At 41.2% G+C, this 25,764-nt stretch carries 27 protein-coding genes and 1 pseudogene; 14 read left to right on the top strand and 14 right to left on the bottom strand.

Translation table 11 applies throughout. From position 1 onward, the window contains the following. Positions 1-2: 2 nt before the first annotated feature. A pseudogene (locus QFZ72_RS20600) lies at positions 3-223 on the bottom strand (PTS sugar transporter subunit IIA); the annotation flags it as partial. Between the two features lie 172 nt (positions 224-395). Here QFZ72_RS20600 and QFZ72_RS20605 point away from each other — a divergent pair. From QFZ72_RS20605 to QFZ72_RS20615, 3 genes are read left to right on the top strand one after another with little or no spacing between them, the layout of a single operon-like run. Next, positions 396-1,379 carry an ABC transporter substrate-binding protein gene (locus QFZ72_RS20605; RefSeq protein WP_307437150.1) on the top strand — a complete coding sequence of 328 codons (984 nt, stop codon included), beginning with the start codon at positions 396-398 and terminating at the stop codon, positions 1,377-1,379. Positions 1,380-1,391: 12 nt separating this feature from the next. Continuing rightward, complete coding sequence (locus QFZ72_RS20610; protein WP_307437154.1) at positions 1,392-2,363, top strand: ABC transporter permease; 972 nt, start codon at positions 1,392-1,394, stop codon at positions 2,361-2,363. Further along, positions 2,356-3,150 (top strand): ABC transporter ATP-binding protein, encoded by a 795-nt coding sequence (locus tag QFZ72_RS20615; protein ID WP_307439891.1) that lies wholly within the window; start codon positions 2,356-2,358, stop codon positions 3,148-3,150. Before QFZ72_RS20610 ends, QFZ72_RS20615 begins: the two co-directional genes overlap by 8 nt. A gap of 252 nt (positions 3,151-3,402) precedes the next feature. Here the strand turns inward: QFZ72_RS20615 and abc-f are convergent, their stop codons facing one another. Both abc-f and QFZ72_RS20625 read right to left on the bottom strand, forming a co-directional pair. Next, entirely contained in the window at positions 3,403-5,280 is a 1,878-nt protein-coding gene (abc-f, locus tag QFZ72_RS20620; protein ID WP_307437157.1) for a ribosomal protection-like ABC-F family protein, read from the bottom strand. A gap of 315 nt (positions 5,281-5,595) precedes the next feature. Next, complete coding sequence (locus QFZ72_RS20625) at positions 5,596-5,730, bottom strand: RAxF-45 family protein (RefSeq protein WP_373464616.1); 135 nt, start codon at positions 5,728-5,730, stop codon at positions 5,596-5,598. Positions 5,731-5,942: 212 nt separating this feature from the next. On the opposite strand from QFZ72_RS20625, the gene QFZ72_RS20630 reads away from it, so the two are divergent. Then, positions 5,943-7,463: an FAD-dependent oxidoreductase gene (locus tag QFZ72_RS20630; protein WP_307439895.1), complete on the top strand. Its 1,521-nt coding sequence runs from the start codon at positions 5,943-5,945 to the stop codon at positions 7,461-7,463. Between the two features lie 46 nt (positions 7,464-7,509). Here the strand turns inward: QFZ72_RS20630 and QFZ72_RS20635 are convergent, their stop codons facing one another. The 8 genes from QFZ72_RS20635 to ggt form a co-directional block, all read right to left on the bottom strand. Further along, positions 7,510-7,851 (bottom strand): zinc ribbon domain-containing protein YjdM, encoded by a 342-nt coding sequence (locus QFZ72_RS20635; RefSeq protein WP_307437159.1) that lies wholly within the window; start codon positions 7,849-7,851, stop codon positions 7,510-7,512. Between the two features lie 62 nt (positions 7,852-7,913). Beyond that, on the bottom strand, positions 7,914-8,111 hold the full coding sequence (locus QFZ72_RS20640; RefSeq protein WP_101564354.1) for a cold-shock protein: 198 nt from the start codon (positions 8,109-8,111) through the stop codon (positions 7,914-7,916). Positions 8,112-8,498: 387 nt separating this feature from the next. After that, positions 8,499-9,407, bottom strand: a complete 909-nt coding sequence (gene murQ / locus QFZ72_RS20645) for an N-acetylmuramic acid 6-phosphate etherase (protein ID WP_307437167.1) — start codon at positions 9,405-9,407, stop codon at positions 8,499-8,501. Next, positions 9,407-10,132, bottom strand: a complete 726-nt coding sequence (locus tag QFZ72_RS20650; RefSeq protein ID WP_307437169.1) for a GntR family transcriptional regulator — start codon at positions 10,130-10,132, stop codon at positions 9,407-9,409. Before QFZ72_RS20650 ends, murQ begins: the two co-directional genes overlap by 1 nt. Next, positions 10,129-10,884 carry a glucosamine-6-phosphate deaminase gene (gene nagB, locus QFZ72_RS20655; RefSeq protein ID WP_307437171.1) on the bottom strand — a complete coding sequence of 252 codons (756 nt, stop codon included), beginning with the start codon at positions 10,882-10,884 and terminating at the stop codon, positions 10,129-10,131. The genes QFZ72_RS20650 and nagB overlap by 4 nt, the downstream gene beginning before the upstream one ends. Further along, positions 10,881-12,065 carry an N-acetylglucosamine-6-phosphate deacetylase gene (gene nagA / locus QFZ72_RS20660; protein WP_307437174.1) on the bottom strand — a complete coding sequence of 395 codons (1,185 nt, stop codon included), beginning with the start codon at positions 12,063-12,065 and terminating at the stop codon, positions 10,881-10,883. The genes nagB and nagA overlap by 4 nt, the downstream gene beginning before the upstream one ends. A 206-nt stretch (positions 12,066-12,271) precedes the next feature. Next, positions 12,272-13,732: an N-acetylglucosamine-specific PTS transporter subunit IIBC gene (gene nagE, locus QFZ72_RS20665; protein WP_307437177.1), complete on the bottom strand. Its 1,461-nt coding sequence runs from the start codon at positions 13,730-13,732 to the stop codon at positions 12,272-12,274. 576 nt (positions 13,733-14,308) lie between these two features. After that, positions 14,309-16,066 (bottom strand): gamma-glutamyltransferase, encoded by a 1,758-nt coding sequence (ggt, locus tag QFZ72_RS20670; RefSeq protein ID WP_307437179.1) that lies wholly within the window; start codon positions 16,064-16,066, stop codon positions 14,309-14,311. 223 nt (positions 16,067-16,289) lie between these two features. On the opposite strand from ggt, the gene QFZ72_RS20675 reads away from it, so the two are divergent. Together QFZ72_RS20675 and QFZ72_RS29605 are read left to right on the top strand one after the other, a co-directional pair. Then, a complete protein-coding gene (locus tag QFZ72_RS20675; RefSeq protein WP_307437181.1) occupies positions 16,290-16,460 on the top strand; it encodes a hypothetical protein in 171 nt (56 codons plus the stop codon). A gap of 10 nt (positions 16,461-16,470) precedes the next feature. After that, entirely contained in the window at positions 16,471-16,584 is a 114-nt protein-coding gene (locus QFZ72_RS29605) for a PH domain-containing protein (protein ID WP_373464617.1), read from the top strand. A 169-nt stretch (positions 16,585-16,753) separates the two neighbouring features. On the opposite strand, the gene QFZ72_RS20680 is transcribed toward QFZ72_RS29605, so the two are convergent. Genes QFZ72_RS20680 through QFZ72_RS20690 form a run of 3 tightly spaced genes read right to left on the bottom strand, consistent with a single transcriptional unit; the run spans position 16,754 to position 19,212 of the window. Further along, a complete protein-coding gene (locus tag QFZ72_RS20680) occupies positions 16,754-17,197 on the bottom strand; it encodes a GNAT family N-acetyltransferase (RefSeq protein WP_307437185.1) in 444 nt (147 codons plus the stop codon). After that, positions 17,163-17,771, bottom strand: a complete 609-nt coding sequence (locus QFZ72_RS20685; protein WP_307437188.1) for an MFS transporter — start codon at positions 17,769-17,771, stop codon at positions 17,163-17,165. Before QFZ72_RS20685 ends, QFZ72_RS20680 begins: the two co-directional genes overlap by 35 nt. After that, entirely contained in the window at positions 17,761-19,212 is a 1,452-nt protein-coding gene (locus tag QFZ72_RS20690; RefSeq protein WP_307437191.1) for an FAD-binding oxidoreductase, read from the bottom strand. Before QFZ72_RS20690 ends, QFZ72_RS20685 begins: the two co-directional genes overlap by 11 nt. 164 nt (positions 19,213-19,376) lie before the next feature. Here QFZ72_RS20690 and QFZ72_RS20695 point away from each other — a divergent pair, with 164 nt between their 5' ends. From QFZ72_RS20695 to QFZ72_RS20730, 8 genes are all read left to right on the top strand, one after another. Next, complete coding sequence (locus QFZ72_RS20695) at positions 19,377-19,799, top strand: pyridoxamine 5'-phosphate oxidase family protein (RefSeq protein ID WP_307437194.1); 423 nt, start codon at positions 19,377-19,379, stop codon at positions 19,797-19,799. 80 nt (positions 19,800-19,879) lie between these two features. Further along, positions 19,880-20,143 carry a hypothetical protein gene (locus QFZ72_RS20700; RefSeq protein ID WP_307437196.1) on the top strand — a complete coding sequence of 88 codons (264 nt, stop codon included), beginning with the start codon at positions 19,880-19,882 and terminating at the stop codon, positions 20,141-20,143. A 160-nt stretch (positions 20,144-20,303) separates the two neighbouring features. Next, complete coding sequence (locus QFZ72_RS20705) at positions 20,304-20,807, top strand: GNAT family protein (protein ID WP_307437199.1); 504 nt, start codon at positions 20,304-20,306, stop codon at positions 20,805-20,807. 438 nt (positions 20,808-21,245) lie between these two features. Beyond that, a complete protein-coding gene (locus tag QFZ72_RS20710; RefSeq protein ID WP_307437201.1) occupies positions 21,246-22,025 on the top strand; it encodes a transporter substrate-binding domain-containing protein in 780 nt (259 codons plus the stop codon). Positions 22,026-22,058: 33 nt separating this feature from the next. Beyond that, positions 22,059-22,724 (top strand): amino acid ABC transporter permease, encoded by a 666-nt coding sequence (locus QFZ72_RS20715; protein WP_307437202.1) that lies wholly within the window; start codon positions 22,059-22,061, stop codon positions 22,722-22,724. Positions 22,725-22,753: 29 nt separating this feature from the next. Further along, positions 22,754-23,482 carry an amino acid ABC transporter ATP-binding protein gene (locus tag QFZ72_RS20720; protein WP_307439896.1) on the top strand — a complete coding sequence of 243 codons (729 nt, stop codon included), beginning with the start codon at positions 22,754-22,756 and terminating at the stop codon, positions 23,480-23,482. Positions 23,483-23,785: 303 nt separating this feature from the next. After that, a complete protein-coding gene (locus tag QFZ72_RS20725; RefSeq protein WP_223441133.1) occupies positions 23,786-24,403 on the top strand; it encodes a YczE/YyaS/YitT family protein in 618 nt (205 codons plus the stop codon). 169 nt (positions 24,404-24,572) lie between these two features. After that, complete coding sequence (locus QFZ72_RS20730; RefSeq protein ID WP_252208463.1) at positions 24,573-25,751, top strand: NupC/NupG family nucleoside CNT transporter; 1,179 nt, start codon at positions 24,573-24,575, stop codon at positions 25,749-25,751. The last annotated feature ends 13 nt before the right edge of the window (positions 25,752-25,764 follow it).

The raw sequence follows: 25,764 nt of genomic DNA on the forward strand, positions 1-25,764 counted from the left end.
TTTTAGGAGGTTATACCCCGTTTTTTGTCAATATCCAGCATTTTATCAGAGTAACCGAACAACCAGGTGAGGACAAATGCGTCCACAACGCCCAGCAGATTCACTGCGATATACATAAGGATCTGGCCAATTAGATAAATTTAAGAGTACCGGGAATGACGGTAATTGCCATTCCTGTTGCCTTGAGTCCTGCAAGTGAAGCTGCAAAGGCCCCTGCTCCCCCTCAATCATTCAGACTTACTTGTAATTTCCATAAAAGTATAATCATAAAACAAAAAGAGCAGAAATTTCAGTTAAATCTGAAAATAATGATTGAAGAAAACCAAACATGAGTTATAATTTAATGAATAAAAGCATAAAAGCGTAAAAGCATAATAAAAAACGGGGGTATTACAATGAACTGGAAAACAAAGCTAGGCATGAGTGCCGCGATCTCAGGAATGATACTTGCAGCAGGATGCGGCAGTAAAGATACGTCGGGAAGTGCAGGAAGTGAAAAGACATACCAAGTCGGGGTTACTCAAATTGTCGAACACCCTTCACTCGATGCTGCATTGGAAGGATTTAAAAAAGCGCTTGATGAAAAAGGACTGAAGGTTGATTATGATGTTCAAATTGCTGGCGGCGATCAAAACAACAGCCAGACGATCGCAAGCAATTTTGTCGGAGATGACGTTGACCTTATTTTCGCCAACTCAACACCGAGTGCTTTAAGTGCTCTGAATGCAACAAAGGATATACCGATTGTCTTTACATCCGTAACGGATCCTATTGGAGCAGGGCTTGTTAAAAGCTTTGAAGAGCCTGGAGCAAATATCACAGGGACAACCGATACTCACCCGGATGCGGTTCCAAGCACGGTCAAATTTATTGATGAAAATGTCGAAGGCAATAAAATTGGGATGATATACAATTCAGGAGAACAAAATTCAGCTGCCCAAATAGATCTTGTTGAAAAAGCGATTAAAGGTACTGACTTAGAAATCGTGGAGTCATCTGTCTCAACTTCCGCAGAAGTCAAACAAGCGGCTGAAGCACTTGTCGGAAAAGTGGATGCTTTCTATATCATAACGGATAATACCGTCGTTTCTGCCCTCGAATCGGTTATCTCTGTAGCAGAAGATGAAGATATCCCTCTATTTGTCGGAGAGCTTGATTCAGTGGCGCGCGGAGGATTTGCAGCTTATGGCTTTGACTACAACGACATTGGCTATGAGGCGGGATTAAAAGCAGCCGAAATTTTAACCGGCAAAAAGGAAGCAAGCGAAATACCGGTGGAATTCCCGCAGAAGCTGAAACTTCAGATCAGCAAAAAAGCTGCTGAAGCGATGAATGTAGAAATCAAAGAAGAATGGGAAGATGCAGAAATTATCGACTAAGGAGGTCTCATCATGTTTACTGCTCTTTTCTCGTCCGTCGAATCCGGACTCATTTACGCTATTATGGCACTCGGTGTTTATCTTTCATTTCGAATTTTAGATTTTCCCGATTTAACTGTGGACGGCAGCTTTGTAACGGGAGCTGCCATATGTGCAGCAATGATCGTAAACGGTATTAATCCATTTATCGCTACGCTCGCGGCCCTGCTTGCAGGGTTTGCAGCGGGCTGTCTGACGGGCATCCTTCACACGAAAGGAAACATCAACCCGCTGCTTTCCGGTATTTTAATGATGATTGCCCTGTATTCAATCAATCTGCGGATCATGGGACAGTCAAACGTCCCTCTTCTTCAAGAAAGCACAGTCTTTACTGCCTTGCTTGATGGTTGGAACCAGCTTGGTATTGACTCTTTTATGCAATCATTCTTTCTTTCTATCGGTCTTGAAAACTTTATTCCAAAAACATGGTCTATTCTTATTGCAATGCTGATCCTTATTTCATTTATCAAGTTAGTCTTGGATTATTTCCTGAAAACAGAAGTCGGCATCGCCATTCGTGCAGTCGGCGATAACGAAAAGATGATTGCAAGCTTTTCAGCTAATACCGACATGATGAAGATTATTGGTCTTGGCCTGTCAAACGCTCTTGTAGCTTTTTCAGGAGCATTTATTGCTCAGTATTCCGGATTCAGCGATGTCGGCATGGGAATCGGAATGATCATTATCGGTCTTGCATCCGTAATTATCGGTGAAGCGCTTGTTGGAACGAAAACCATTATCCGGGCAACACTCGCGGTCATAATTGGTGCGATTGTTTACAGGATGATTATTGCACTCGCCCTTAGAGCCGATTTCCTTGAAACGGGAGACATGAAAATGATCACCGCATGTATCGTCATTGCAGCCCTTGTCGTTCCGCAGCTGCTTGCCAAGCAGAAACGGAAAAAAGGCGGCTTGAGAAAGAGTGGTGTCAAAATTGCTTGAATTAAAACAGATTGAAAAAGTGTTTAATGAAGGTTCACCAGATGAAAAAAAGGCTTTAAACGGCCTTTCTCTTTCGCTTCAAAAAGGAGACTTTGTTACTGTCATCGGCAGCAACGGTGCTGGAAAATCGACTCTTTTGAACGTCATTTCCGGGAGAATCTTTCCTGATGAAGGCGATGTAGCCATAAACGGAAAAAGCGTCAGCTTCGTCCGCGAGCATAAACGCGCGAAGTATATCGGGCGTGTTTTTCAGGATCCTATGGCCGGGACTTCTCCAGCTTTGACCATTGAAGAAAACTTGGCCATTGCTTACTCACGCGTGAAAAAAAGGTCTCTCAGGCCCGGTGTTACCTCCAAACGGAGAGAATACTTTAAAGAACAGCTTGCATCACTTGGCCTGCGGCTTGAAGACAGACTTTCCGCAAAAGTAGGTTTGCTGTCTGGCGGAGAAAGGCAGGCCCTCTCCCTGCTGATGGCGACGTTTACAAATCCTGATATTCTTCTCTTGGATGAACATACAGCTGCTCTTGATCCGGCACGTGCTGAGCTGATTACGCAGCTCACTAAAAAACTTGTCATGAACGGCAGCCTGACTACCTTGATGATTACTCACAATATGCAGCAGGCAGTTGATCTCGGCAATCGCCTGATCATGATGGACAGCGGCCGCATCATCTTTGAAGCAGAAGGCGAGCAGAAGAAAAAACTGACCGTACCAGCTCTCTTAAATGAGTTTGGGAAAATAAAAGGAAATGGATCTCTTTCTGATAAAGTGATGCTAAGTTAGAAAAGCGGAAGCGCCTAGGTCATCGCAGATATAGCAGAAAAGGATTAGACAGAAAGGTCCCGCTTTGTCTTCATTGGCGGATCCGTTCGAGGAGCTATGCCATGATCTACATGCTTGGAGACACGGAAGCCAGACGCCATATTGAAGAGCACGGCATTTTAAAAGACAATCATGCCAACAATCCGGATGAAGTGAAGAATTTCAAATAATCAAAAGGTCCATTGCTCACTAGGCACTGGACCTTTTCTTTGTTCAGCTGATTGCTTCAAGCTGTACATATAACCATTCTATCTGCTTTTCTTTTTCTTCCTTCAGTCTGTTCACCTCCATCAGCTGCGCAAGATCAGTCAGCGAAAGCATCTGTTCTTCAAGCCGGAATAATTCGAGTTCATGCTGTTCAATCTTAGCTTCAATTTCTGCTGGGGTTGCAGCCTGCTTAACTTCCTTTGATTTTTTCACCTCAAGCTTTGGTACTTCCTTTGAAGGCACCTCTTTTTCAGCCAGGAGCCCCTTCATCTTTTCACGTGCCCATGAGTAGTTTCCATCAAATGAATGAAGCCGTTTTTCATAAAGCCAGAACGTTTTCGTGAAAAGTTTGTTCAGAAAGTACCTGTCATGGGAAACAGCGAGGATGGTGCCGTCAAAATGTTCAATTGCTTCCTCAAGCACTTCCCTTGAGTCAATGTCCAAATGATTTGTCGGTTCATCCAGAATGAGAAAATTAAGATCCTTCTGCATCAGCTTAGCAAGCTGGATTCTCATTCTTTCCCCCCCGCTTGTGTTTTTCATTTTTTTAAAGACAGCAGACCCGTAAAATAAGAATTTTGCTAATATATGGCGGGCATCGTCTTCTGAGACAGACAAATCCTCCCTGAAATAATCGATGATCGAAACTTCTGCATCTGTCTGAAAAAGCTGCTGGGAGAGGTACCCTATTTTCACGCTGCTGCCAATCCGCACTCCTGCATCATCAGGCTCATGCTCTCCCATGACCAGTTTCAGCAGCGTGGACTTGCCGGAACCGTTTTCTCCGACAATTGCCGCCCTGTCCTTATAGGAAAGCTGCATACTGATATTTTCAAACACCTGTCTTCTTCCAAAAGTTTTTGTTGCGTTTTCAAAGGTCAGAACTTTTTTACCGCTTCGGTCAGATCCTTCAAAATGGAGATCCATTTTCCTGTGATTCAAAATGGGCTTTTTTAATTTCTCCATCCGCTCAAGTGCACGCTCCATATTCCGTGCACGTTTGTGCAGTCCCTCATTTGGAGGATTCGCCTGATTTGCCCATTCTCTCAATCTTTTAATGGCTTCTCTCATTTTCTTCATTTTCTTTTGCTGATCCTGATAAGCCTGAAATTCAGCCATCAGCCTCTTCTGTTTTTCAGAAATGAAGCCAGAATAATTATGATGGTAAACTGTGACCTCACCATCTTCTAAGTCGATGATTTTTGCAGCCAATTCATCTAAAAAGGCTCGGTCATGTGAAATGACAACAACCGTCCCCTTATATTCTTTTAGAAAGCCTTCGAGCCACTCTACAGCAGCAATATCAAGATGGTTAGTCGGCTCATCGAGCAAGAGGATCTGGGGTGACTGAAGCAGCATCAGACCAAGGGACACCTTTGTTTTCTCTCCGCCGCTGATCGTGTCAAAATTCGAGTTCAGAAGGGGCTGCAGCTGCAGCCCGTTTGCAACGGCGCTGATTTTAGCATCCATCTCATATCCGCCCCGATCTTCAAATGTTTCCTGGAAAAAGCCATATCGTGCAATGGCTTTTTCCAATTTATCAGGATCCTCTGTTCCAGACATCTCCATTTCAAGTTGTGCAAGCTCGTTCGATAAAAGATTTAACTCGGCAAAAGCTTGTCTCAGAACCTCGTCAACCGTTGTTCCGGCGGGGAACATCGGAATTTGGGCGAGATATCCGACCTTCATCCCTTTTCTGATTGAAATCGTTCCTGAGTCAGGCTGCTCGATTCCTGACAGACATTTAAACAATGTTGTTTTTCCCGTCCCGTTTCGTCCTACAAATCCGATTTTTTCATTTTCATTTATTTCAAAGGATAAATTTTCAAAAATAAGCTGGCTTCCATATGATTTTGCTAATTGGTGAACTGAACATATTGTCATGAGTGACATCTCCTTTTATTAGAAAAGCGGAATCGCCCGTTTAGCTTTAGGCATAGCAGATATGAATCCGGCGGAAACTTTTTTGACGGATTTGTCTGGCCGAGTAGTTGGGCTCCGCTTGCCATCGATGCGCATAACCTTTACCTTTCTTAAAACTTAAAAAAGACCAGAAAGAAGCAGTTTCCTGCTTATCCTGGCCATCAGTAATGCACTGTTTATTCTCCCAACAAAGGAGTCAAGCGCTACTGCTATACAAAAAAACGGAGAGCTAATAAGCCCTCCGTTTCCTATTGTTTAATGGATAAGAGAATCTTCTTAACGTTTGAATGTGTCTATGCAATTAATGAAAAAGGGCATACGTATCCCGTTGATCGCAATTGCATGAAAAATTGCACGACATAAATATAGGTATGACAACTCTTTACCGTGCGACACTTTCAAACTCATCATCTCTTATCCACCTCCGTTCCTTAAGTTACTTCAAGTATAACCGATAACTGTCAAAATTATCAATCAATTATTTTATATACATTTATTTGTATTTTATGGAAATCATAAAATGGAACTTTCATCAGAATTTTAAAGGAAAAAGTTTACTCTTCATAAATACAGGATAATGGTTAAATAAAGGAGGGATTCAATTGAAGAATCAAAATTCAAAGATGCCTAAATTTCCAGAGCCTTACTGGAGAGATTCTGCCAAGCTGCCATCTTATCCGAAGCTCTCAAAACATGTGAATGTAGATGTGGCGATTGTTGGCGGAGGAATCACCGGGATTACATCTGCCTATTTACTTTCAAAAGAGGGACTGTCGGTAGCATTGGTCGATTCAGACGTTGTGTTAAACGGGACAACCGGCCATACAACTGCAAAAATAACCGTACAGCATGATATTATTTATGATGAACTTATTCAGCACTTTGGCGCTGATGGAGCAAAGCATTATTACGAAGCAAATAAAAGCGGTCTCGACTTTATTCGCAAAATGGTTGATGAAAAGAAGATTGACTGCGGCTTCTCTGATGAAGACGCGATTCTTTATGCCGTTTCAGATGACTCACTAAAAAAACTGCTTAAAGAAAAAGAAGCTTATGATACTCTTGGTATTCCATATGAATATACAGATACCATTCCGTTTGAGATTGAGATCCAGGGCGCACTGATCGTAAAAAATCAAGCTCAGTTCCATCCGCTGAAATACTTACATACCCTGCTTGAAGAAATGTCACAGAGCGGTGTTCAAATTTTTGAAAACACAGCGATTATCGATGTAAAGGGAACAGAAGATGAACCGAAGCTGATTTCAAACCAAGGTTTTGAAATCACTTGTCAGTACGTCATTTCTGCTTCACATTTTCCTTTTTATGATGGGAATGGATTTTATTTTGCGAGAATGTATGCCGATCGTTCCTATGTACTTAGTGCTCAAACGGAGAAGCCCTATCCGGGAGGAATGTATTTAAGCGTGGATGAACCTAAACGCTCTCTCCGTTCTGCTGGAAGCGGCGGAGAGGCACACGTCCTCATTGGCGGAGAAGGTCACAAAGCAGGGCAAGTGAAAGATACACATAAGCTTTATGAAAAGCTGGAAACGTTCGGAGAAGAAGTTTTCGGCTTAAGTAACATCACACATAGATGGTCAACACAGGATTTATTCACTCTTGATAAAGTGCCCTACATCGGAAATCATTCTTCAGGTCACAAAAATATCTATATAGCAACGGGATTTCATAAATGGGGCATGACAAACGGAACCTTTGCATCCCTTATGCTGAAAGACCTGATCGTAAAAAAAGAATCCCGCTACCTTGATCTCTTTACACCTTCCCGCTTCCAATCCGATCCGAGTGTAAAAGAGTTTCTGAAACATAATGCGGACGTAGCCAAGCATTTAATCTCAGGCAAGCTCAATCGTCCATCTAAAAAACCTGAAGATCTTAAAGTAAATGAAGGCTGCGCCGTCATGTTCCAGGGTAAAAAAGCCGGCGCTTATAAAGATGAGCATGGCGTGCTTCATCTCGTTGATACGACATGCACTCATTTAGGCTGCGAAGTAGGATGGAACAGCGGCGACCGTTCATGGGACTGCCCATGCCATGGCTCCAGGTTTTCTTACAGCGGAGAAGTGATTGAGGGTCCTGCCGATAAGCCGCTTAAAGTGCTGAATCCAGAATCAGAATAGAATGAAAAAGGACAAGAGTGATATCTTGTCCTTTTTTAAGCGGCACTTAAACTTTTTTAACAAATTCAGATTTTAACTGCATCGCACCAAAACCGTCAATTTTGCAGTCAATATCATGATCTCCATCTACTAAACGGATGCTCTTTACTTTTGTTCCTATTTTTATAACCGATGAGCTTCCTTTTACTTTGAGGTCTTTGATGACGGTAACAGAATCGCCATCATTTAAGATGTTTCCGTTCGCATCTTTAACAACCTTTTGATCTTCAATACTTTCAGCTTCAGCATCTGCTGTCCACTCATGAGCACATTCCGGGCAGACTAAAAGACTTCCATCTTCATAAGTATAAGCTGATTGACACTTGGGGCAATTCGGCAAATCTTGCATGTCTTTCCCTCCAATTTTCATCCATAAAAAAAGACTCCCAGCAAGGGAGTCCTTTCGTTCAATTACTTTTGAACGTTAGCTGCTTGTGGTCCACGAGCGCCTTCAACGATTTCGAAAGTAACTGTTTGGCCTTCTTCTAAGCTTTTGAAGCCTTCGCCTTGAATAGCAGAGAAATGTACGAATACGTCTTCTTGACCTTCTGCTTCGATGAAACCGAAACCTTTTTCTGCGTTAAACCATTTAACTTTACCTTGTAACATGTGTATATCCTCCTAGTGCGTCATCCGCACAATTGTATTACTATCCCTGCTCTAGATAATATTCTTCAAGACGAATGCCTTTTTAATCATATTACGAACAAAAATAATTACTCTTAGTATAGCAAATTGGGCCTCTGGCCGCAACCGTTTCTCATATTTTTTTAGACTGCTGTCCAATCTTTTCAGGCAACTTCGAAATGTGTCGCTTTTCTTATAATTTGGCAATCTGCTGTTCATTCACTCTCTAAACATATTAAGATGGAAGTTCCAATTAAATTAAAGATTGCGGGTGTAGAACATTTTATATTACCGTACACTTCTCGAGGACATTGGCATAATTTTCAATGTTTTGTAAATGACTCAGGAGCTGATAAGGAATGATTTCCGCTACTTTTTATCTTTATTGAAAAAATTCTGTATCGCCTGTTTCAATTTCCCTTCAGCCTGTTTTATAGAAACTGCAGCCTGTTCTTGTGAAGATTGAGTGACAGTCATAAAGATTGCTTCTTTTAAATTGCCTTGTGTTTGATGCATGGCAGATTCAGCTGCCTCAGCTTCAATTCCTGTCAAATCCATTAAGATATTTTCAGCCCGTTTTTTCAGCTTCAAATTAATGAGCTTCATATCCACCATTTCATTTTGATACACTTTTCCGAGCCGGATCATGACGGCAGTAGATATCATATTAAGCGCTATTTTCTGGGCTGTGCCTGCCTTTAGTCTTGTGGAACCTCTAATGACTTCAGGACCCGTTGTCAATTCAACTGAGACATCACTTATTTTGGAAACGTCAGTATGTTTATTGTTGCTGATCGAAATTGCACATCCTCCAACTTCTTTTGCATAAGACAGACCGCTTTTAACAAACGGTGTGGATCCGCTGGCCGTAAGTCCAATTACACAATCAGAAGCGTTTAACTGATAGGATTGGAGTTCATTTCGAATAACGCTTACATCATCTTCAGTCTCTTCAAGCGGCTGCCACATCGCTTCATTTCCGCCTGATACAATGGCAGTCCATCTGCCGGTTTCTACTGAAAAGGTTGGACCAAGCTCCACAGCATCAAGCATGCCGACTCTGCCGCTTGTTCCCGCTCCTATTACAAAGACTCTGCCGCCCTCATTCCATCGCTTTACGACTGCATCAACAGCTTTGGCGATTTGCGGAAGTGCTTCATTTACTGCCGCAGTAATCGCTGAATCTTCTTTGTGCATCATTTCCACAATCTGAAGGGAATCCATTTCATCAATAAGCGAAGTTCTCTCATTTCTCTCTTCGGTTGGTTTACGCACCATTATAATCGCTCCATATCAATCGTGAATTTATAGCGATCTGCACGATAGACGGACCTGACGACCTCAAACGGTTTGTTTGTATCGAGCGTGGTTCGCCGTTCAATCAGCAGTACTGGTGCGCCTTCAGCAACTTCCAGCATCTCTGCCTCCGTTTTTCTAGCAAAGGAGGCTTCCAGCACTTGTCTTCCATGCTGTATCTTTAATCCAAGCTTATTTTCTACATAATCATAAATGGAGTTCACAGCTATTTCCTTCGTTAGACCTTTTGCAAGTTCTTTTGATATATAAAGCATTTCATACGCCATTGGAAGCTGATCAGCAAGCCTTACACGTTTTAGTTCAAAGAGGGGAGCTCCCGCTTCAACCTCAAGCTTGGCAGCAAGATCAAGATTTGCTTCAACTTCAGTAAAACTGATGACGCGTGTGCTCGGTTCAAGTCCTCTTGAACGCATATCTTCTGAAAAGCTTGTTAAGCCCTGAAGAGGCTGCTCAATTTTTTGATGGGCAACGAAGGTCCCTTTTCCGCGCTGCCGGTATAAATAGCCGTCATTCACCAGATTCGAAAGAGCCTGTCTCACCGTCATCCTGCTTATTCCATACTTTTCAGCGTATTCTCTTTCTGAAGGAATCATTTCACCAGGCATTAATTCTTGTTGTTGAATGGCTTCTTTTATTCCCTCTTCAAGCTGATAATAAATTGGGAGCGGAGAATTCTTTTGAATCATTTGGCAAACATCTTCCTTTCATCTTGATGCAATTTTGACAATGCTTCTTGATCGGCAATGATGATTGTATCCGGATGATTTCTTAAAATGGTTGCCGGTATGGAGCTTGTAACATCTGAATGAAACAGATCATATAATATTGATGATTTTTGCAATCCTGAAGCGAGAAGCAGCACTTTTTTGCTTTTCATAATTGAAGCGATCCCCATTGTTACAGCATGAGTTGGTACATCTTCAATGGAATCAAAGTAGCGTGCATTTGCCTGACGGGTTGACTGTTCCAAAGCAACTAAATGAGTATTCGATTCAAAAGAACTTCCCGGTTCGTTAAATCCGATGTGCCCATTTTGACCGATGCCAAGAAGCTGAAGATCAATTCCGCCTAATTCCTCAATTTTCCGATCATATTTCTTACATTCCGCTTCCATATCATGGGCTTCCCCGTTTGGAAGAAAGGTTTGAGAAGAAGGAATATTGACCTCATCAAAAAAGTGTTTCTTCATATAAGCATGATAGCTGTTTTCATCTTGTTTTGATAAGCCTGCATATTCATCCAGATTGAACGTTTTAATATGCTGATAGGTTGTTTTGTTTTGCTGATGATCCAAAATCAGCTGCTGATAGGTGCCAAGTACCGTCCCGCCCGTTGCCAAACCAAGCACAGAATCCGGTTTTGACTTGATTTGAGCCAATATAACCTCAGCTGCGAGCATACTCATTTCGTGATAATCTTTTGCTTCAATTAGCTTCATTGTTCAACACTTCCTGTAAAAGAGATTTTGCCTCTGCAAAACGTCATCAGCACTTCATAATTTTCATCGAGTATGACGATGTCAGCATCTTTTCCGATTGATAAACTGCCCTTTCGGTCATAAACGCCGATTTGTTTAGCAGGATTAACGGATGACATCTTCACAATATCTTCAAGTGAACAGCCTGAATAATTCATCATGTTCACTGCAGCATCTCTAAACGTCAAAATACTTCCTGCAAGAGTTCCATCAGCAAGCGTTGCCCTGTCCGCATCAACCGTTACTTCCTGCCCGCCAAGGTCATATTTGCCTGCTCCAAGACCTTTAGCTCTCATCGCATCTGTAATTAATATAGTTCCCTCACTGCCTTTAACTTTATAAACAAATTTCACCATTTCAGGGGCAATGTGAATACCATCCACAATCATTTCTGTTTTCACTTCATCTATCATAAGCACAGTACCCGCTACGCCTGGTTCCCTATGGTGAATGCCTCTCATACCATTGAAAAGATGTGTGGCGTGCTTCACGCCGCTTTTGACAGCCTTTTCAACTTCTGAATAGACGGCATCACTATGGCCAATTGAGGCCGTTATGCCCGCAGATGTTAAATGCCTGGCCAGTTCATATCCATTCTTGCGTTCTGGTGCAAGTGTGACCAGCTTAATATAATCTTCTGCTTCTTCCAGCCATTTATCAAAAAGTTCGCATGATGGTTCAATGATATTGCCTGGAGCCTGGGCACCTGCACGTTTTGGATTCAGAAAAGGACCTTCTAAGTGAATACCAAGCACTTCTGCTCCTTCATTATTTTCACGTTTAATATAATCAGCTGCATTCTTCAGCGCATCTGTAATCTGGCCTCGATCTGCAGTCATCGTTGTTGCGAGATAACTCGTTGTCCCTTCTTTCGGAAGAGCTCTGCTCATCGTTAAAATCGCTTCTTTTGTCGCATCCATCACATCTGCACCATCTGCACCGTGGATATGAATGTCAATAAAACCTGGCAAAATGGAAGCACTGCCTCTAAGATTAATCACCTTATCATCAGGTTTAGGTTCAGGCATTTCAGTTAAGTTCCCAGTTTCAGTAATTTTATCGTTTTCAATAAGGATAAAACCGTTCTGGTAAACGACTTCACCTGTAAATAATTTCGCGTTTGTTATATAGGTTTTCGACATGGTTACAGCTCCTTGCATCTATTCTCAGACTTACTATAACACCCATTCAGCTAGTTGTCTATACCAGTATCCCGAGATCACTTTGAAGAAATGAATTGGAAGGTAAAACTCCCTCCTATGATGTAAGCAAGCAATTGCATTGGAGGGAGTTCATGTTTATAGATAAAAAATTACACATTAAAACTGAATAAACTCTAGTTTAAACATCATTTTCTTATTTTTTCTATTTCATCAGCTACGAACTGTACTTGTGTTCCCACAATTACCTGAATGCTGTTTTTTCCGACAATATTAATTCCCGGTACACCCGTATCTTTAATCTTTTTCTGATCTACCGCATCCATATCTTTCACTTCAATTCTTAAGCGAGTCACGCAGTTGTCAACAGACGTTACATTGGCGTCTCCGCCTAAGCCATCATAGATCTTGGCAGCCATTACTGCAAATTTAGAACCTTCAGCTTGAGATTGATCACTGCTTGCTGTACCTTCTTCAAGCATTTCATCTGTATCTTCTTCTCTTCCAGGCGTTGCCAAATTAAATTTTGTAATTAAGAATCTGAATAATACATAATAAATAACCGCTACAACAAGTCCTTGCAGAAGCAACATATAAGGCTGATTAGCTAACGGCAATCTTGAACTTAATACAAAGTCAACAAATCCTGCACTAAAACCAAATCCGGCTGTCCAATGGAAAAATGCTGCAACTGCTAATGAAAGACCTGTTAAGGCTGCATGAACCACATAAAGTGCCGGAGCTAAAAACATGAATGAAAATTCAAGCGGTTCTGTTACCCCAGTAAAGAATGAAGCAAAACCTGCAGCTAACATCAACGATGCCGCCTGTTTTTTTCTTTTCGTTTTTGCAGTATGATACATAGCTAACGCTGCGGCTGGTAAACCAAACATCATAATTGGGAAGAATCCAGCTTGATACATTCCTGTAATTCCCTTTGTCCCAGTTCCTGCCCAGAAATTACCAATATCATTAATTCCAGCGACATCAAACCAGAACACTGAGTTTAAAGCATGATGTAACCCGGTAGGAATTAAAATTCTATTGAAGAAACCATATAATCCTGCCCCAATAAACCCTAACTTACTGATCCATGTTCCAAAAGCAACTAATCCAGTAAAGATTACAGGCCAAGCGAAGAACAACACTACTGAAACCAGCAACATAGATACAGCTGTCATGATTGGAACTAAACGTTTTCCACTAAAGAAAGATAATGCAGCCGGCAATTGTACATGACTAAAACGATTGTACATTATGGATGCTACGATCCCTGAAAGAATCCCAACAAATTGATTTCCGATTTTTGCAAAAGCCGCGTTGACATTTTCCGGGTCAACCCCTTGAAGCATCGCTACTGAGTTTGTTGAAAGCAGCGTTGTGATAACCAAGTAAGCCACCAAACCACTCATAGCGGCAGAACCATCTTTTTCTTTTGACATTCCAAGTGCTACTCCAACTGCAAAAAGTATCGCCATATTGTCAATAATAGAAGATCCGGCTTTAATTAAAAATGCTGCGATCGGATTCCCTGCTCCCCAGCCTGCAGGATCGATCCAATAACCGATTCCCATCAGAATCGCCGCTGCCGGCAATACTGCTACAGGCAGCATCAATGAACGGCCGATTTTCTGTAGGTATTTCATCATTTTACATTCCTCCAAAATAAAGTATAGGATAATAAAGGATTTAGATATACTTGATGAAGACGACTCCTTGTATTCGTTTTCAATTTCACTATACCACGGATTCAACTAGTTATCTATACCAGTTAATCTGTTTTTTTTTTACAATTCGAACCATCCTTGAGCACAAATCAAATGTAATATTTAAAATATGCTTAATTCTTGAAATGATACAACTAGTCGATAAAGTCACCCAGTTACTATAAATCCTTTAAAATAAAAGATGATCTTACCACGCAATTCCGAAATTTCCTACCTCTATTCCCAGATTTATTAATTTAATTACTTTTAATTAGGAATTCCAGATGAAAAGAGCTAGATTTTTTACCAGAACGATTTTCCCTCTCTACAGGAATGACGTATCCAAGCAATTCCGAGACTTTACACCTTTATTCCGAGACTTTTGAATTTAATTCCGAGACTTTCAGAAATAATTCCAATACTTTTCGAAAGAATTCCGTAAAATTGTGAACTCCCGCTTAAATCCTATGGCCAGCTGTAAACAAAAAAACAGCACCCTCTCCAATAGGGTGCTGCCTCTTACTCATCTCTCATCTTTTTTAGATCAACGCCGATGGAAGCGCCATTTCTGCTTGAGTCGGCTACTCCTTTAAATGTTCCTTTTTCGTTATCAATCAGGATGCTTTGCACGTTGCCAATGACGACAGGGTTTGTCCCAAACCGGTGACCCATTTGATTTAAACGAGCGATGAGGTCTGAAGAAATGCCGTTTTCAAACCGATACGAATTCAGATTGTTCGTATAGATTCTAGGTTCTTCAACTGCTGCTTTTAGTTCCATATCATATTCGATGGTGTGAAGAATCGTTTGAAGCACGGATGTGATAATCGTTGGTCCTCCAGGAGATCCGACTGTTAAAACAGGTTTATCATCTTCAAACACAATGGTTGGAGTCATACTGCTGAGGGGACGTTTATTAGGCTGAACTTCATTGGCTCCGCCCGGAACAGCGTCAAAGTCAGTGAGTTCATTGTTCAGCATTAAACCATATCCTGGAACCATTATGCCGGTTCCAAAAACCTGCTCAATGGTTGTTGTATAAGAGACGACATTTCCCCATTTATCTGTCACGCTGAAGTGAGTCGTTTCTCCGTACTGCCTATCATTTGGCTGCACCGTTTTTTCATATTCGGCAGTACCTTCTTCGTACTTCCACGGATCTCCCGCTTGAGGATTTGGATTAACTGTATTTAGACTGATCAGCTGCTGTCTTTCAGCAATGTAATCCGGATGGAGCAGTCCATCTACTGGCACATCTACAAATTCAGGATCACCGGCATAGACTGCACGGTCAGCATAGGCAAGATGCATGGCCTCTGCTAGCAAATGATATTTCTCAGCTGAACGCACGTCATATTGAGACAAATTGAAATCATCGAGGATCTTCAGCATCTGCAGCAAGAAAACTCCGCCTGAGCTTGGAGGCGGCATGCTTGCAATTTCATACCCCTGATACTCGCCCCAAATTGGTTCATCAATTGTGACATTATATCGCTTCAAATCATCCGGCGTCATGGAGCCTCCAAAATCCTGTACGGTGCCGGCAAGGGCTTGCCCGATTTCACCTTTGTAGAACACATCCGTTCCTTTTGAACGAATCAGTTTAAAGGTTTTCGCCAAGTCTTTTTGAACAAGCTTGTCCCCTTCTTTTAACGGTGTTCCTTTTGGAAGGAAGACGTCCTTTGCAGCAGTAGCGGATAACGTATCAGCATTGTCTGAAATCGCTGCTGCTAAAATCGAATCAATTTTAAAACCCTTTTCAGCGAGTTGAATCGAAGGACTGATCAGTTCCTTCATTGAACGCGTGCCCCACATGTCCAGAGCCGTTTCCAATCCCTTCAGCGTCCCTGGCACTCCAACCGCAGTTCCGCCTTTGTATCGTTCTGAAAAAGGAATCGGAACTCCGTTTTCATCGAGAAACATATCTGGCGCCGCTCCTGCAGGCGCCCGCTCGCGGCTGTTAATAATCGTTGTTTCTTCTGTTTTGCCGTCATACACCATCATAAAACCGCCGCCGCCAATTCCGGACATCATCGGCTCGGTCACATTCAGCGCATATTGAATCGCAACAGCTGCATCAATGGCATTTCCGCCCTTTTTAAGAACATCAGCTCCAATTTTAGATGCCAGCGGATGGGCCGTTGTCACCATACCGTCCCGTCCAACATCAACCTGACTGTATTCCTCTTTCTTCTCCTGCATCTTAGCCTCTGTACTGACCGGAAATCCGCAAGCAAGCAAGATCGCAATCAGGAAAACACTCAACCTTCTTTTCATAACCTTCCTCCTTATAAGTAGAATCTCCTCTCTACCATATGGAAAAGAAAATAGAGAATCAAGCAATACGTCAGAATTATCTGAATATTAGTCCGTTCGTCCTATCCTTATTTTTCCTGATTTCACTCTATAGGGAATATAGTATGGTATGAAAACTAGATAACAATACCTTCAGGAAAAAGGAAAAATGTGCTAAAATGATTCGTGAAAGGGGAGTTTATATATGATCTTTCAAGTAAAGAAAAAGCCGATTCTTGTTGCCATTGTGCTGTTTCTGATCATTCTGCCATTTTTTCTGCTGTTCTTGTCTGAACCCCTTCCATCCCTGATTATCCCTTTTTTGCTGTCTGTTTTTTTAGCCCACGCATTAATAAAATCCTACTTTGTCACCTGAGAATCAAAAATTGCAGATCGTGTTCGGATTAATTAAAAGAGAAATACCTATCAGGGATATGAAAGAAATCCGCTATTCAAATAACCCGCTCTTTAGCTCCCGCTTGGACGCTGAAAAGACTTGAAATCATTTTTGCAAAGCCGATTGGACCTAGACCGCATGCATCCGCGAGATTTGCACTTGTCTCACTTCCTAAGGACGAAACTGGCTTTTTCAAAGAGCTGACGAAGCAAAATCCCTGCCTTTCAACACCTTAAAAAGTGCCGGCACGACTTTCGTGCGGCACTCTTTCTTTAATATATACCAAGCCGGTAAATGGCCTCGCCGTTTTCTACTTTACCTGTATGAATAAAACCCGCTTTTTGATAAAGCCTTTTTGCCTGAACATTCTCAGGATTGACTCCAAGTAAAAGAAATGGGCTGACATCATACCGTGATTTCATAAAACTGAGCACAATCTGCAAAGCTGCAAAGCCATACCCTTTTCCTTGATGGGCATGATCAACCATAAACCGAACCAGCCAGTACACCCCATCTTTAGGATCTTTTCCGATCATCGCAAAGCCGATCATTTTATTTCCCGCATAAAGACCAAGCGGCAAAAAGGAGGTTTCAAATCTTGATTCTGCCAGTGAATACAGGTTACTCGCAACAAACCTCTCTTGCTCTTTTTGAACCTTAAGCGATATACATGTTTCCCAATTATGCTTCGTTATGGGATGGAGCTGAATCTGCATGGTGCAGCACCTTCTGTTCCTTATCAAAGTATGAATCTGTTATTCTTAAAACAATGACGCCGGCAATAAAGTAGACGGCTGAGGCTATGAAAAAAAGGAATGTTACAGTAAAGTAGTGAGCTAAAAATCCGCCTCCCATGATCGCAGCCGCTGACATAAGTGATGTGAAAAAATGATAATTTCCAATTTGCATGCCGCGTTTTTCTTCCGTCGTCCACTGCGTCAACAGCATTTTTTCCCCATGCTTTTGCATCGCGCCAAAGATGCCCATGATCATTTGACATACATATACTTCTTCAATCGTTCCTATGTGCGGGTAATACAAAAGAATCAAAGCCATTCCGAAAGAGGAAACCGCTAACATCACTTTGTCGCTTACCTTCCCTGACATACGGCCTAAAAGCGGATGAACAAGCGCTGCTGAAAGACCAAATAATCCATACGATATGCCGAACTGCGAAAAAGAGGACCCTACATTTTTTATAAACAAAATATAGAATGGGAAGATGAAATTGCCCGCAAAAAACAGCGTGCTCTGAGCCGCAACAAATCTTCTGAACGAATCATTTTTCACCGCGGCCATACTCCTCATAAAAGTAATTCATAAAAATTTCCTTTTCGTCATATGTTCGCTTCTGTCCGAAAAACTCATCTGTTCTTGGATACGCACGCTTCATTTGCTCCTTAGTCGGATAAGGCTGATAAGGCAAATAATATGTGCCGCCAAAAGAAAGGGTGACATCAATCATTTTGCGGATCATGTTTCTGGTCTTCTTTATTTCATCATCAGACAAACCCTGATTGATTAATAAAACGAAGGCAAACATATCATCTCGGCTGTAGGACAAAACAGCGTCTTCATTGTGATCAACGTAACGAATGGTAATATTAAATAGATTCAGCTCTTCCTCTGTCAATGTCTTCCGCAGACTGTCCACATACTGAGGAAATGCATCAACCGGGACAAAATATTCCTGAAGAATATCTGTATTCGATTCATGTTCATACTCCAGAAACTCAGACTCTGACCGCATCACATTATTTCTTGTAATATAGGAATCTTCTTTTTTCAAAAAATATGACTTTTGGGCATTCCAAAAAGCATTTTTTCCCCAATCGTAGTTTCTTGATAAACCAAGCAGGAATTTCATAAGCGCGGCATTCTTTTCTTCACTTAGTTCATCATATTCTGTACGGGCACCCTGATCACCTGCAAGTTCATAGTTCGTCACATACATTTCGCTCAAAAAAGAGTCAGGTGCAGTGGATATTCTGGCTAGATGCATCCGGACATTTTCATTGCCTCCGACTGCCTGTTTAAAATAATCGGCATATTCTTTGTAATCGAGAGCTATTGTTTTCATTACATAGAGCTCATCATCCGTTAAACTGATTTCCGCATCTAAAATCACTCCAAACAATCCGTATCCGCCTATGACAAGCGGGAAAAGTTCATCATTTTCGGTTCGGCTGACGCGTACAATTTCTCCATCGGCGTTCAGCAATCGGAAGGATTGAATGCTGTCAATTAGAGAACCATGGCGGATATCCCGTCCATGCACATTCACGCTCATCGAGCCTCCGACCGTGAAAATATTTTGAGACTGCATGACTTTGACTGCAAGGCCATGCGGATTCACGAAACGCTGAATATCATCCCAAGTCGCCCCGCTCTGAACAGTAATCGTCTTATTCTTTTTATCAAAGTTCAAAATCTTATTGTAGGAAGTCATATCAAGCACTATTGCATCTTTGTAATAGGTATGTCCTCCCTGACTGTGCTGCTTTCCCGCAATTGAGATTTTCTTATTCGTCTCTATTGCTTCATTAATTGCTTTTTTGAATGAGTCAATCTCTTTTCCTTTTATAACCTTATCAATTTTTATTGGCATTAAGCCGCTGACATCGGTCATGATTAACGGATCATTCTTATCTTCTTCTGAAGCTGCTTTTAATGAACATGCAAAAACAATGAAAAATCCGAGAGTGAGGAGCATTAAATATCTCTTTTTCATAGATCCACCGCCAAATAGAAAAATGTGTTATTTAGTTACATTTTACACTTAGTGGTTATTTTTAACAATACTGTTTTTCATTAACTGCGAGCACCTTCCAATGTTTTAATCTGCTAATAAGAAGGAATATACATACTAACACCTACCAAAAGGAGATGTTTTACTTGGATAAGCAGAAATTAAACAAAGAAGTATTAGATATATTGAAAAAGCATAAGGTCGGCACACTTGCTACTGTAGTGGATAATAAGCCCCATTCCCGCTATATGACATTCTTTAATGATGAATTAATGCTTTATACACCAACAACTAAGAACACTCATAAAGCAGAAGAAATCGACGAAAATCCTAATGTCCATATCCTGCTCGGATATGAAGGCGAGGGCTTTGGAGATGACTATATTGAGTTTGAAGGCAAGGCAAGCATCAGCGAAGATCAGCGATTAAAAGAAAAGATCTGGAATGATCATATGAAAAACTGGTTTGAAGGACCAAATGATCCCGATTATATCGTTCTTGCGATCAAGCCAAATAAAATCAGATTAATGAACAGCGAACACGAGTCACCGCAAACATTAGAAGTATAGGGATTAGAGAAACCGGCATCAGTCTGCCGGTTCTTTTTGTGCCGATTTCTTGTTTTCATTAGAGCCACATGAGAAAATGGATGCAAGAACGAAAACTAGAAGGTGATCACATGTATTTCGTAGTAGTGGATATTGGCTGTTCTGACTGCGGAGAAGCTTCGAATGTTGTCGGGATTTTCACGGAAGAAACAAAAGCACGAACTGCGCTTCGGCAGTATAAAGCAACAAATAAACTTGACCTATACGGTGACGACCATCAATTTTTAATCTATAAAATTGAGGATCTCAACGCCATTCACAATAACAGTTTTGACCATCTTATTTATGACAGTGAAGAGGAATGAAGGAATGGCACCTGCTTGAACGCGGGTGCTTTTTTTCATAAATATAGACAAATCTGCAACTCCTTCCAATTCGGACAAAACGGTTGATTCACTTTTTAAAATCTAGTAGAATTGTAAACTGTGTTTTGCGTTCGGATCTTAATTATGGGAGGAGTCAGGTATGTATAATTCTGTATTAACACGCAGCGATCAGACATCCATAGACGCTGAAGAACTTCAGTTTCAGCTCTTTAGAATGCAGGATAATCTGAAGGAAATTGCCAAGCGATGGCAGGTTGTCGGAATTGATCAAACGAAAGAAGATAAATGGGTTGTGGTTTATGCACAAAATGACGGTGATTCATGCAAGGTGATGCTGAATGATTGTGAATCAGCTTATCGGGGCACATGGGATTTTTCCATTCACGCCACATACAATGACGATAAAGCGATCCACATCGGAGATATTAAAGGCCCTGCAAATAAGGGCTACGGATCCATTTGCATGAATTATTTAAAAGAATTTGCGAAAGATCAAAACATTCCCTACATCACTGGCGACATTGCCAAAAGAGACTGGGATCACGTTGACCGTCTTGTGCATTTTTATGAAAAACACAACTTTAAAGTAAACATTGACTACGATAAGCAAGCAGGCGAAATCGAGTGGAATGATATGTATTGAGAAGCAGAAGATTTCTGCTTCTTTTTTTGTTGCTTGAGATTGGGAATGTTTTTGATTCAAAGCCGTCATTTTCCCTCGTCATCGCAGGTGAAATGTATTGCAAATCAGCAAAATGATGGGGCGGCTCTTAAAGCCGATTATTCAATTTACTCTGCCTTTTTTCTGATTTTCACGGCCGAATTTTGAATTCCTACAGCCAAAGATACAAATCTTTCAGCCGTATTTCACTTTTTTCAGCCAAACCGCAAAGTCAGCATCATGTGCTGCATCCTCCCTGTATTGTCATGAATCTATCCTATCTCCCTCACACCCCTAATTTCAAAATTTTCAAATGATAGGTTTACTCTCCTGAAACTTAGGGTATCTACAATTAGGGCATTTTTTCCTGTTTACCATAATCGCACTATTTCAAAAAAAGAAAGGAGCCATGATCCTTCAATGAGAAAAAAAGCATTACTCTTATTCTCTGCCCTTTTTCTTGTCTGCATGCTTAGCGCCTGCGCAGAAAAAGAGAAATTATCAGATGGCACAGAACTGATTGATAAAGATGAATTTGTGTTCGCGGCTTCAGGTGAGTTCAAGCCATTCAGCTATGTTAAGGATGATATGACGATGACCGGGTTTGATGTTGCGGTCGGTGAAGCGATCGCAAAGGAGCTTGGTCTTCTGCCTGTTCAAAAGCGCATCAAATTTAAAGGCATCGTTGAAGGCGTGAAAACCGGCCGTGCAGATGCAGCAGTTGCAAGCCATACCATCAACGATCAGCGTGCAAAGCATGTTTCTTTTTCCACTCCCTACTACTACTCAGGTCCTCAGATTTTCACACGCCCTGACAGTGATATTAAAACAGTAGAAGATTTAGAAGGAAAAGAAGTTGCCGTAGCCAAAGGTTCTACATATGCTGCAACCGCAGAAAAATACACGAAAAACATAAAGATGTACGATAGCGATATTACTGCCCTTAAAGCGCTGAGTACAGGCCGGCATGACGCGGTCATAACTGATTTTGTAACAGGAAAAAGTGCAGCTAAAGGCGGATTTGACATAGTCGGACAGCAGCTTATTGAACGAAGCGAGCAGGCCGTTGTCATTCCACAGGATAATCCCCTTCTCTTAAAAAGAGTGAATGAAGCGCTGGAAAAACTCAGACAGGATGGTACCCTTGAGAAAATCAGCATTGACTACTTCGGAGAAGACATTACGACGAAACCTGAATAACCCACCAATTGCACAGAAAGGATGTTGTTCATTTTGCCTAGTTTTTCACATTTTTTCGATTCGTTAATTGCGAACAGAGGCGTCTTTTTTGATGCGATGCTCATTACCCTGCAGTTAACGGTTGTTTCAATATTAATCGGTATTGTTATTGGCCTCTTTTTTGCCCTTTTAAAAATTTCAAAATTAAAAGTCCTTGCCATGATCTCGGATGCTTACATTTATTTAGTTCGCGGGACGCCATTGATTGTACAGATTTTCATCTTGTACTTCGGCTTCAGCGGACTCTTTCTAATTCCTGATTTCTGGGCTGCCTCACTTGCACTTGCTTTTCATAATGGAGCCTATATTGCCGAAATATTTCGCGGAACCATTCAGTCCATTGATAAAGGACAGATGGAAGCAGGCCGCTCTCTTGGCATGACAAGAGGCCTTACAATGAGACGGATCATTATGCCCCAGGCTTTCAGGCGCGCTCTTCCGCCGCTAGGAAACCAGGTGATTATCGGGCTGAAGGATTCATCACTTGCAGCCTTTATTTCTATAAACGAGCTCTTTAATGTGGCGACCACACTCGGTTCAAATAACTTTGATGAAATGACATTCTTATTAATTGTTGCCGTTTATTACTTAATTTTAGTGGCCATTTTAACACTTATCGTTAATGGTCTTGAAAAGAAAATGTCGATCAGCGACCGCTAAGGAGGTAATGATTTTTGGAAACGAAAGAAATGATTAAGGTTGAAAAGCTGAATAAATCATTCGGTGACCTGCACGTATTAAAAGATATTGATTTGAAAGTAAATGAGAGCGATGTTGTCTGTCTGATCGGCTCAAGCGGATCGGGAAAAAGCACCCTGCTCAGATGCCTGAACTTTCTTGAGAAAAAAGACAATGGAAAAATCATCATTAATGGCGAGGAAATCACTCAAGCGACACATGATATCAATGAGGTTCGTCAAAAAGTCGGAATGGTGTTTCAGCATTTTCAATTATTTCCGCACAAAACGGTGATTGAAAATATTATGGAAGCACCATTAATGGTGAAAAAAATGAAGAAAGAGCAGGCAGCCTCTGAAGCTCGTGCCCTGCTTGAAAAAGTAGGTCTTTCTGACAAAGCCGATGTGTATCCAAATAAGCTCTCCGGGGGTCAGAAGCAGCGTGTGGCCATTGCCCGCGCCCTTGCGATGAAGCCTGAAATTATGCTTTTTGATGAACCAACCTCAGCTCTTGATCCGGAGCTTGTGGGTGAGGTTCTTGCTACCATGAAGGAGCTTGCTGTAGAGGGAATGACGATGGTTGTCGTGACCCATGAAATGCAATTTGCGCGTGAAGTGGCCGATTGGATTGTTTATATGAATGAAGGACGAATTGTTGAGAGAGGTCACCCAGATGACTTTTTTACGAATCCTCAAGAAGAACGTACGAAAGAATTTCTTAAAACGACACAGCTGAATTAATAACAAAAGCTAAAAGTCGTCTTGGGCAGATTCAACAGGCCAATCCGATGTGGCTGAGGATCTCGGCACCGGAGCTGACGCAGCTGATTTTATTTTATTACCACAACATTTTTGACTTTTATAATTACCTAAACAGCCGACTTGACGTGAGATTTTAGGATCTCGCGTCTTTTTTTGATCTCTTTACAAGAAATTTCATATTGCTTTTGCAGGCAGAATTAAGTATGATGAAAACGGTTCAAAGAGGTCTGATGACTAACATCCAAATAATTACAATAGGTGCCAGCATGAGAGGGGATTTCAATGAAAGAAAGAGCTTTATTTTTCATCACAGGATTATTAATTTTAACATTAGGTGTAGCATTGATTATTAAATCAGGTTTAGGCGCTTCCTCTTGGGATGCACTGGCTGTAGGTGAATCAAACATGTTTGGCCTGACAGTGGGAACTTGTATTTTCATTAATGGAATCGCTTTAATTTTTATAAATGCATTCTTGCTGAAGAAAAAGCCTGAACTTTTAGCAGCAGCAAGTATTCTTTTAATTGGAGCACTGATTGATTTCTGGCTTTTGGTTGTTTTAAAGCATTATTCACCGACTGTTCTGTTTTTCCAGGCTTCAGCTCTTATCGCCGGCATTCTTTCAATGGGCGTCGGAGTAGCCATATATTTGCAGGCTAAATTTCCTGCAAGCCCGATGGACACATTGATGGTAGCCATTCATACACGTTTTGGCTTGAATTTAAGAAACTCAAGAATTATCAGTGAAGCATTTGCTCTTCTTCTTGCTTTTATTTTTCAAGGGGCAATAGGAATCGGGACATTTATCGTCACGCTTACATTAGGGTTTGTTGTTCAGTATTTTTACCCTAAATTTGAAGGTTTATTATTTAAAATGAGTAGCAAACTATCTTATAAATAAAACAAAATTCTTTTTAAATATAGGGTTGATTTGTTTCTATAAATCTATTATAGTTGAATACGTCAGAGGTCAGACATCAGAGGACACTGACTATCTTTTATGGAATTAGATGAAAGCGTATACAGATCCTTTCCAAAATGCTTTAAAATATATCTCAGAGGTGAAGAAAATGAAATACCTAATAGCCCTACTCGGTCTAGCGATCGTACTAGGATTAGCATGGGTTGCAAGCAGCGACCGCAAAAAAATTAAGTTCAAACCTGTAGCTCTTATGATTGTGATTCAAATTCTGTTAACTTTCCTGCTTCTGAATACTAAATTTGGCCTTGTCATGATCACAGCTATTGCGAATGGTTTCGGAAAATTATTAGGATATGCAAACGAAGGGATCTCCTTTGTATTCGGCGGAATTGCCAATGATGGACAAGCTCCGTTCTTCTTGAATGTTTTACTTCCTATCGTCTTTATCTCAGCACTTATTGGTATTTTCCAATACCTTAAAATTCTTCCTTTTATTATGAAAGGAATCGGACTTGTTCTAAGCAAGATCAATGGAATGGGCAAATTAGAATCTTATAACGCTGTAGCATCTGCCATTGTTGGACAATCTGAAGTATTCATCACCGTAAAAAAACAGCTGGGCCAATTAACATCACAGCGTCTTTACACGCTTTGTGCATCCGCTATGTCAACCGTATCCATGTCTATCGTTGGTGCTTACATGACTATGATCGAGCCAAGATATGTTGTAACGGCAATCGTCATCAACCTGTTCGGCGGATTTATTATTGCATCGATTATCAATCCTTATACAGTTACAGATGAAGAAGATATCTTGGTGATTCAAGAAGAAAAGCAATCCTTCTTCGAAATGCTTGGCGAATATATCATGGACGGATTTAAAGTAGCTATTATCGTAGGTGCAATGCTTATCGGTTTCGTTGCCTTAATTGCTGCTGTAAACAATATTTTTGATATGATTTTCGGCATTACGTTCCAGGGAATCTTGGGCTACATTTTTGCACCAATTGCGTTCATTATGGGTGTTCCTATGAGTGAAGCAGTTGCTGCTGGCGGAATTATGGCTACTAAATTAGTGACAAACGAATTCGTTGCGATGATGGATTTGGCAAAAGTATCTGAGAACTTCAGCGAACGCACACTTGGAATTATCTCTGTGTTCCTAGTATCTTTTGCGAACTTCTCCTCTATCGGAATTATTGCAGGTGCTGTTAAAGGACTTCATGAAAAACAAGGGAACGTTGTTGCCCGCTTTGGATTGAAACTGCTTTACGGTGCTACACTTGTAAGTATATTATCTGCGATCATTGTTAGTATCGTACTATAAGAAAAAGCAGCCG

Source organism: Bacillus sp. V2I10 (assembly GCF_030817055.1).
Classification (GTDB): domain Bacteria; phylum Bacillota; class Bacilli; order Bacillales; family Bacillaceae; genus Bacillus_P.

What these genes read in the sequence shown, in the direction of transcription:
- QFZ72_RS20605 (WP_307437150.1), top strand. Translation starts at nt 396, where the DNA reads ATGAACTGGAAAACAAAGCTAGGCATGAGTGCCGCGATCTCAGGAATG.
- QFZ72_RS20610 (WP_307437154.1), top strand. Translation starts at nt 1,392, where the DNA reads ATGTTTACTGCTCTTTTCTCGTCCGTCGAATCCGGACTCATTTACGCT.
- abc-f (WP_307437157.1), bottom strand. Translation starts at nt 5,280, where the DNA reads ATGACAATATGTTCAGTTCACCAATTAGCAAAATCATATGGAAGCCAG.
- QFZ72_RS20625 (WP_373464616.1), bottom strand. Translation starts at nt 5,730, where the DNA reads ATGATGAGTTTGAAAGTGTCGCACGGTAAAGAGTTGTCATACCTATAT.
- QFZ72_RS20630 (WP_307439895.1), top strand. Translation starts at nt 5,943, where the DNA reads ATGCCTAAATTTCCAGAGCCTTACTGGAGAGATTCTGCCAAGCTGCCA.
- QFZ72_RS20635 (WP_307437159.1), bottom strand. Translation starts at nt 7,851, where the DNA reads ATGCAAGATTTGCCGAATTGCCCCAAGTGTCAATCAGCTTATACTTAT.
- QFZ72_RS20640 (WP_101564354.1), bottom strand. Translation starts at nt 8,111, where the DNA reads ATGTTACAAGGTAAAGTTAAATGGTTTAACGCAGAAAAAGGTTTCGGT.
- murQ (WP_307437167.1), bottom strand. Translation starts at nt 9,407, where the DNA reads ATGGTGCGTAAACCAACCGAAGAGAGAAATGAGAGAACTTCGCTTATT.
- QFZ72_RS20650 (WP_307437169.1), bottom strand. Translation starts at nt 10,132, where the DNA reads ATGATTCAAAAGAATTCTCCGCTCCCAATTTATTATCAGCTTGAAGAG.
- nagB (WP_307437171.1), bottom strand. Translation starts at nt 10,884, where the DNA reads ATGAAGCTAATTGAAGCAAAAGATTATCACGAAATGAGTATGCTCGCA.
- nagA (WP_307437174.1), bottom strand. Translation starts at nt 12,065, where the DNA reads ATGTCGAAAACCTATATAACAAACGCGAAATTATTTACAGGTGAAGTC.
- nagE (WP_307437177.1), bottom strand. Translation starts at nt 13,732, where the DNA reads ATGATGAAATACCTACAGAAAATCGGCCGTTCATTGATGCTGCCTGTA.
- ggt (WP_307437179.1), bottom strand. Translation starts at nt 16,066, where the DNA reads ATGAAAAGAAGGTTGAGTGTTTTCCTGATTGCGATCTTGCTTGCTTGC.
- QFZ72_RS20675 (WP_307437181.1), top strand. Translation starts at nt 16,290, where the DNA reads ATGATCTTTCAAGTAAAGAAAAAGCCGATTCTTGTTGCCATTGTGCTG.
- QFZ72_RS20680 (WP_307437185.1), bottom strand. Translation starts at nt 17,197, where the DNA reads ATGCAGATTCAGCTCCATCCCATAACGAAGCATAATTGGGAAACATGT.
- QFZ72_RS20690 (WP_307437191.1), bottom strand. Translation starts at nt 19,212, where the DNA reads ATGAAAAAGAGATATTTAATGCTCCTCACTCTCGGATTTTTCATTGTT.
- QFZ72_RS20700 (WP_307437196.1), top strand. Translation starts at nt 19,880, where the DNA reads ATGCAAGAACGAAAACTAGAAGGTGATCACATGTATTTCGTAGTAGTG.
- QFZ72_RS20705 (WP_307437199.1), top strand. Translation starts at nt 20,304, where the DNA reads ATGTATAATTCTGTATTAACACGCAGCGATCAGACATCCATAGACGCT.
- QFZ72_RS20710 (WP_307437201.1), top strand. Translation starts at nt 21,246, where the DNA reads ATGAGAAAAAAAGCATTACTCTTATTCTCTGCCCTTTTTCTTGTCTGC.
- QFZ72_RS20720 (WP_307439896.1), top strand. Translation starts at nt 22,754, where the DNA reads ATGATTAAGGTTGAAAAGCTGAATAAATCATTCGGTGACCTGCACGTA.
- QFZ72_RS20725 (WP_223441133.1), top strand. Translation starts at nt 23,786, where the DNA reads ATGAAAGAAAGAGCTTTATTTTTCATCACAGGATTATTAATTTTAACA.
- QFZ72_RS20730 (WP_252208463.1), top strand. Translation starts at nt 24,573, where the DNA reads ATGAAATACCTAATAGCCCTACTCGGTCTAGCGATCGTACTAGGATTA.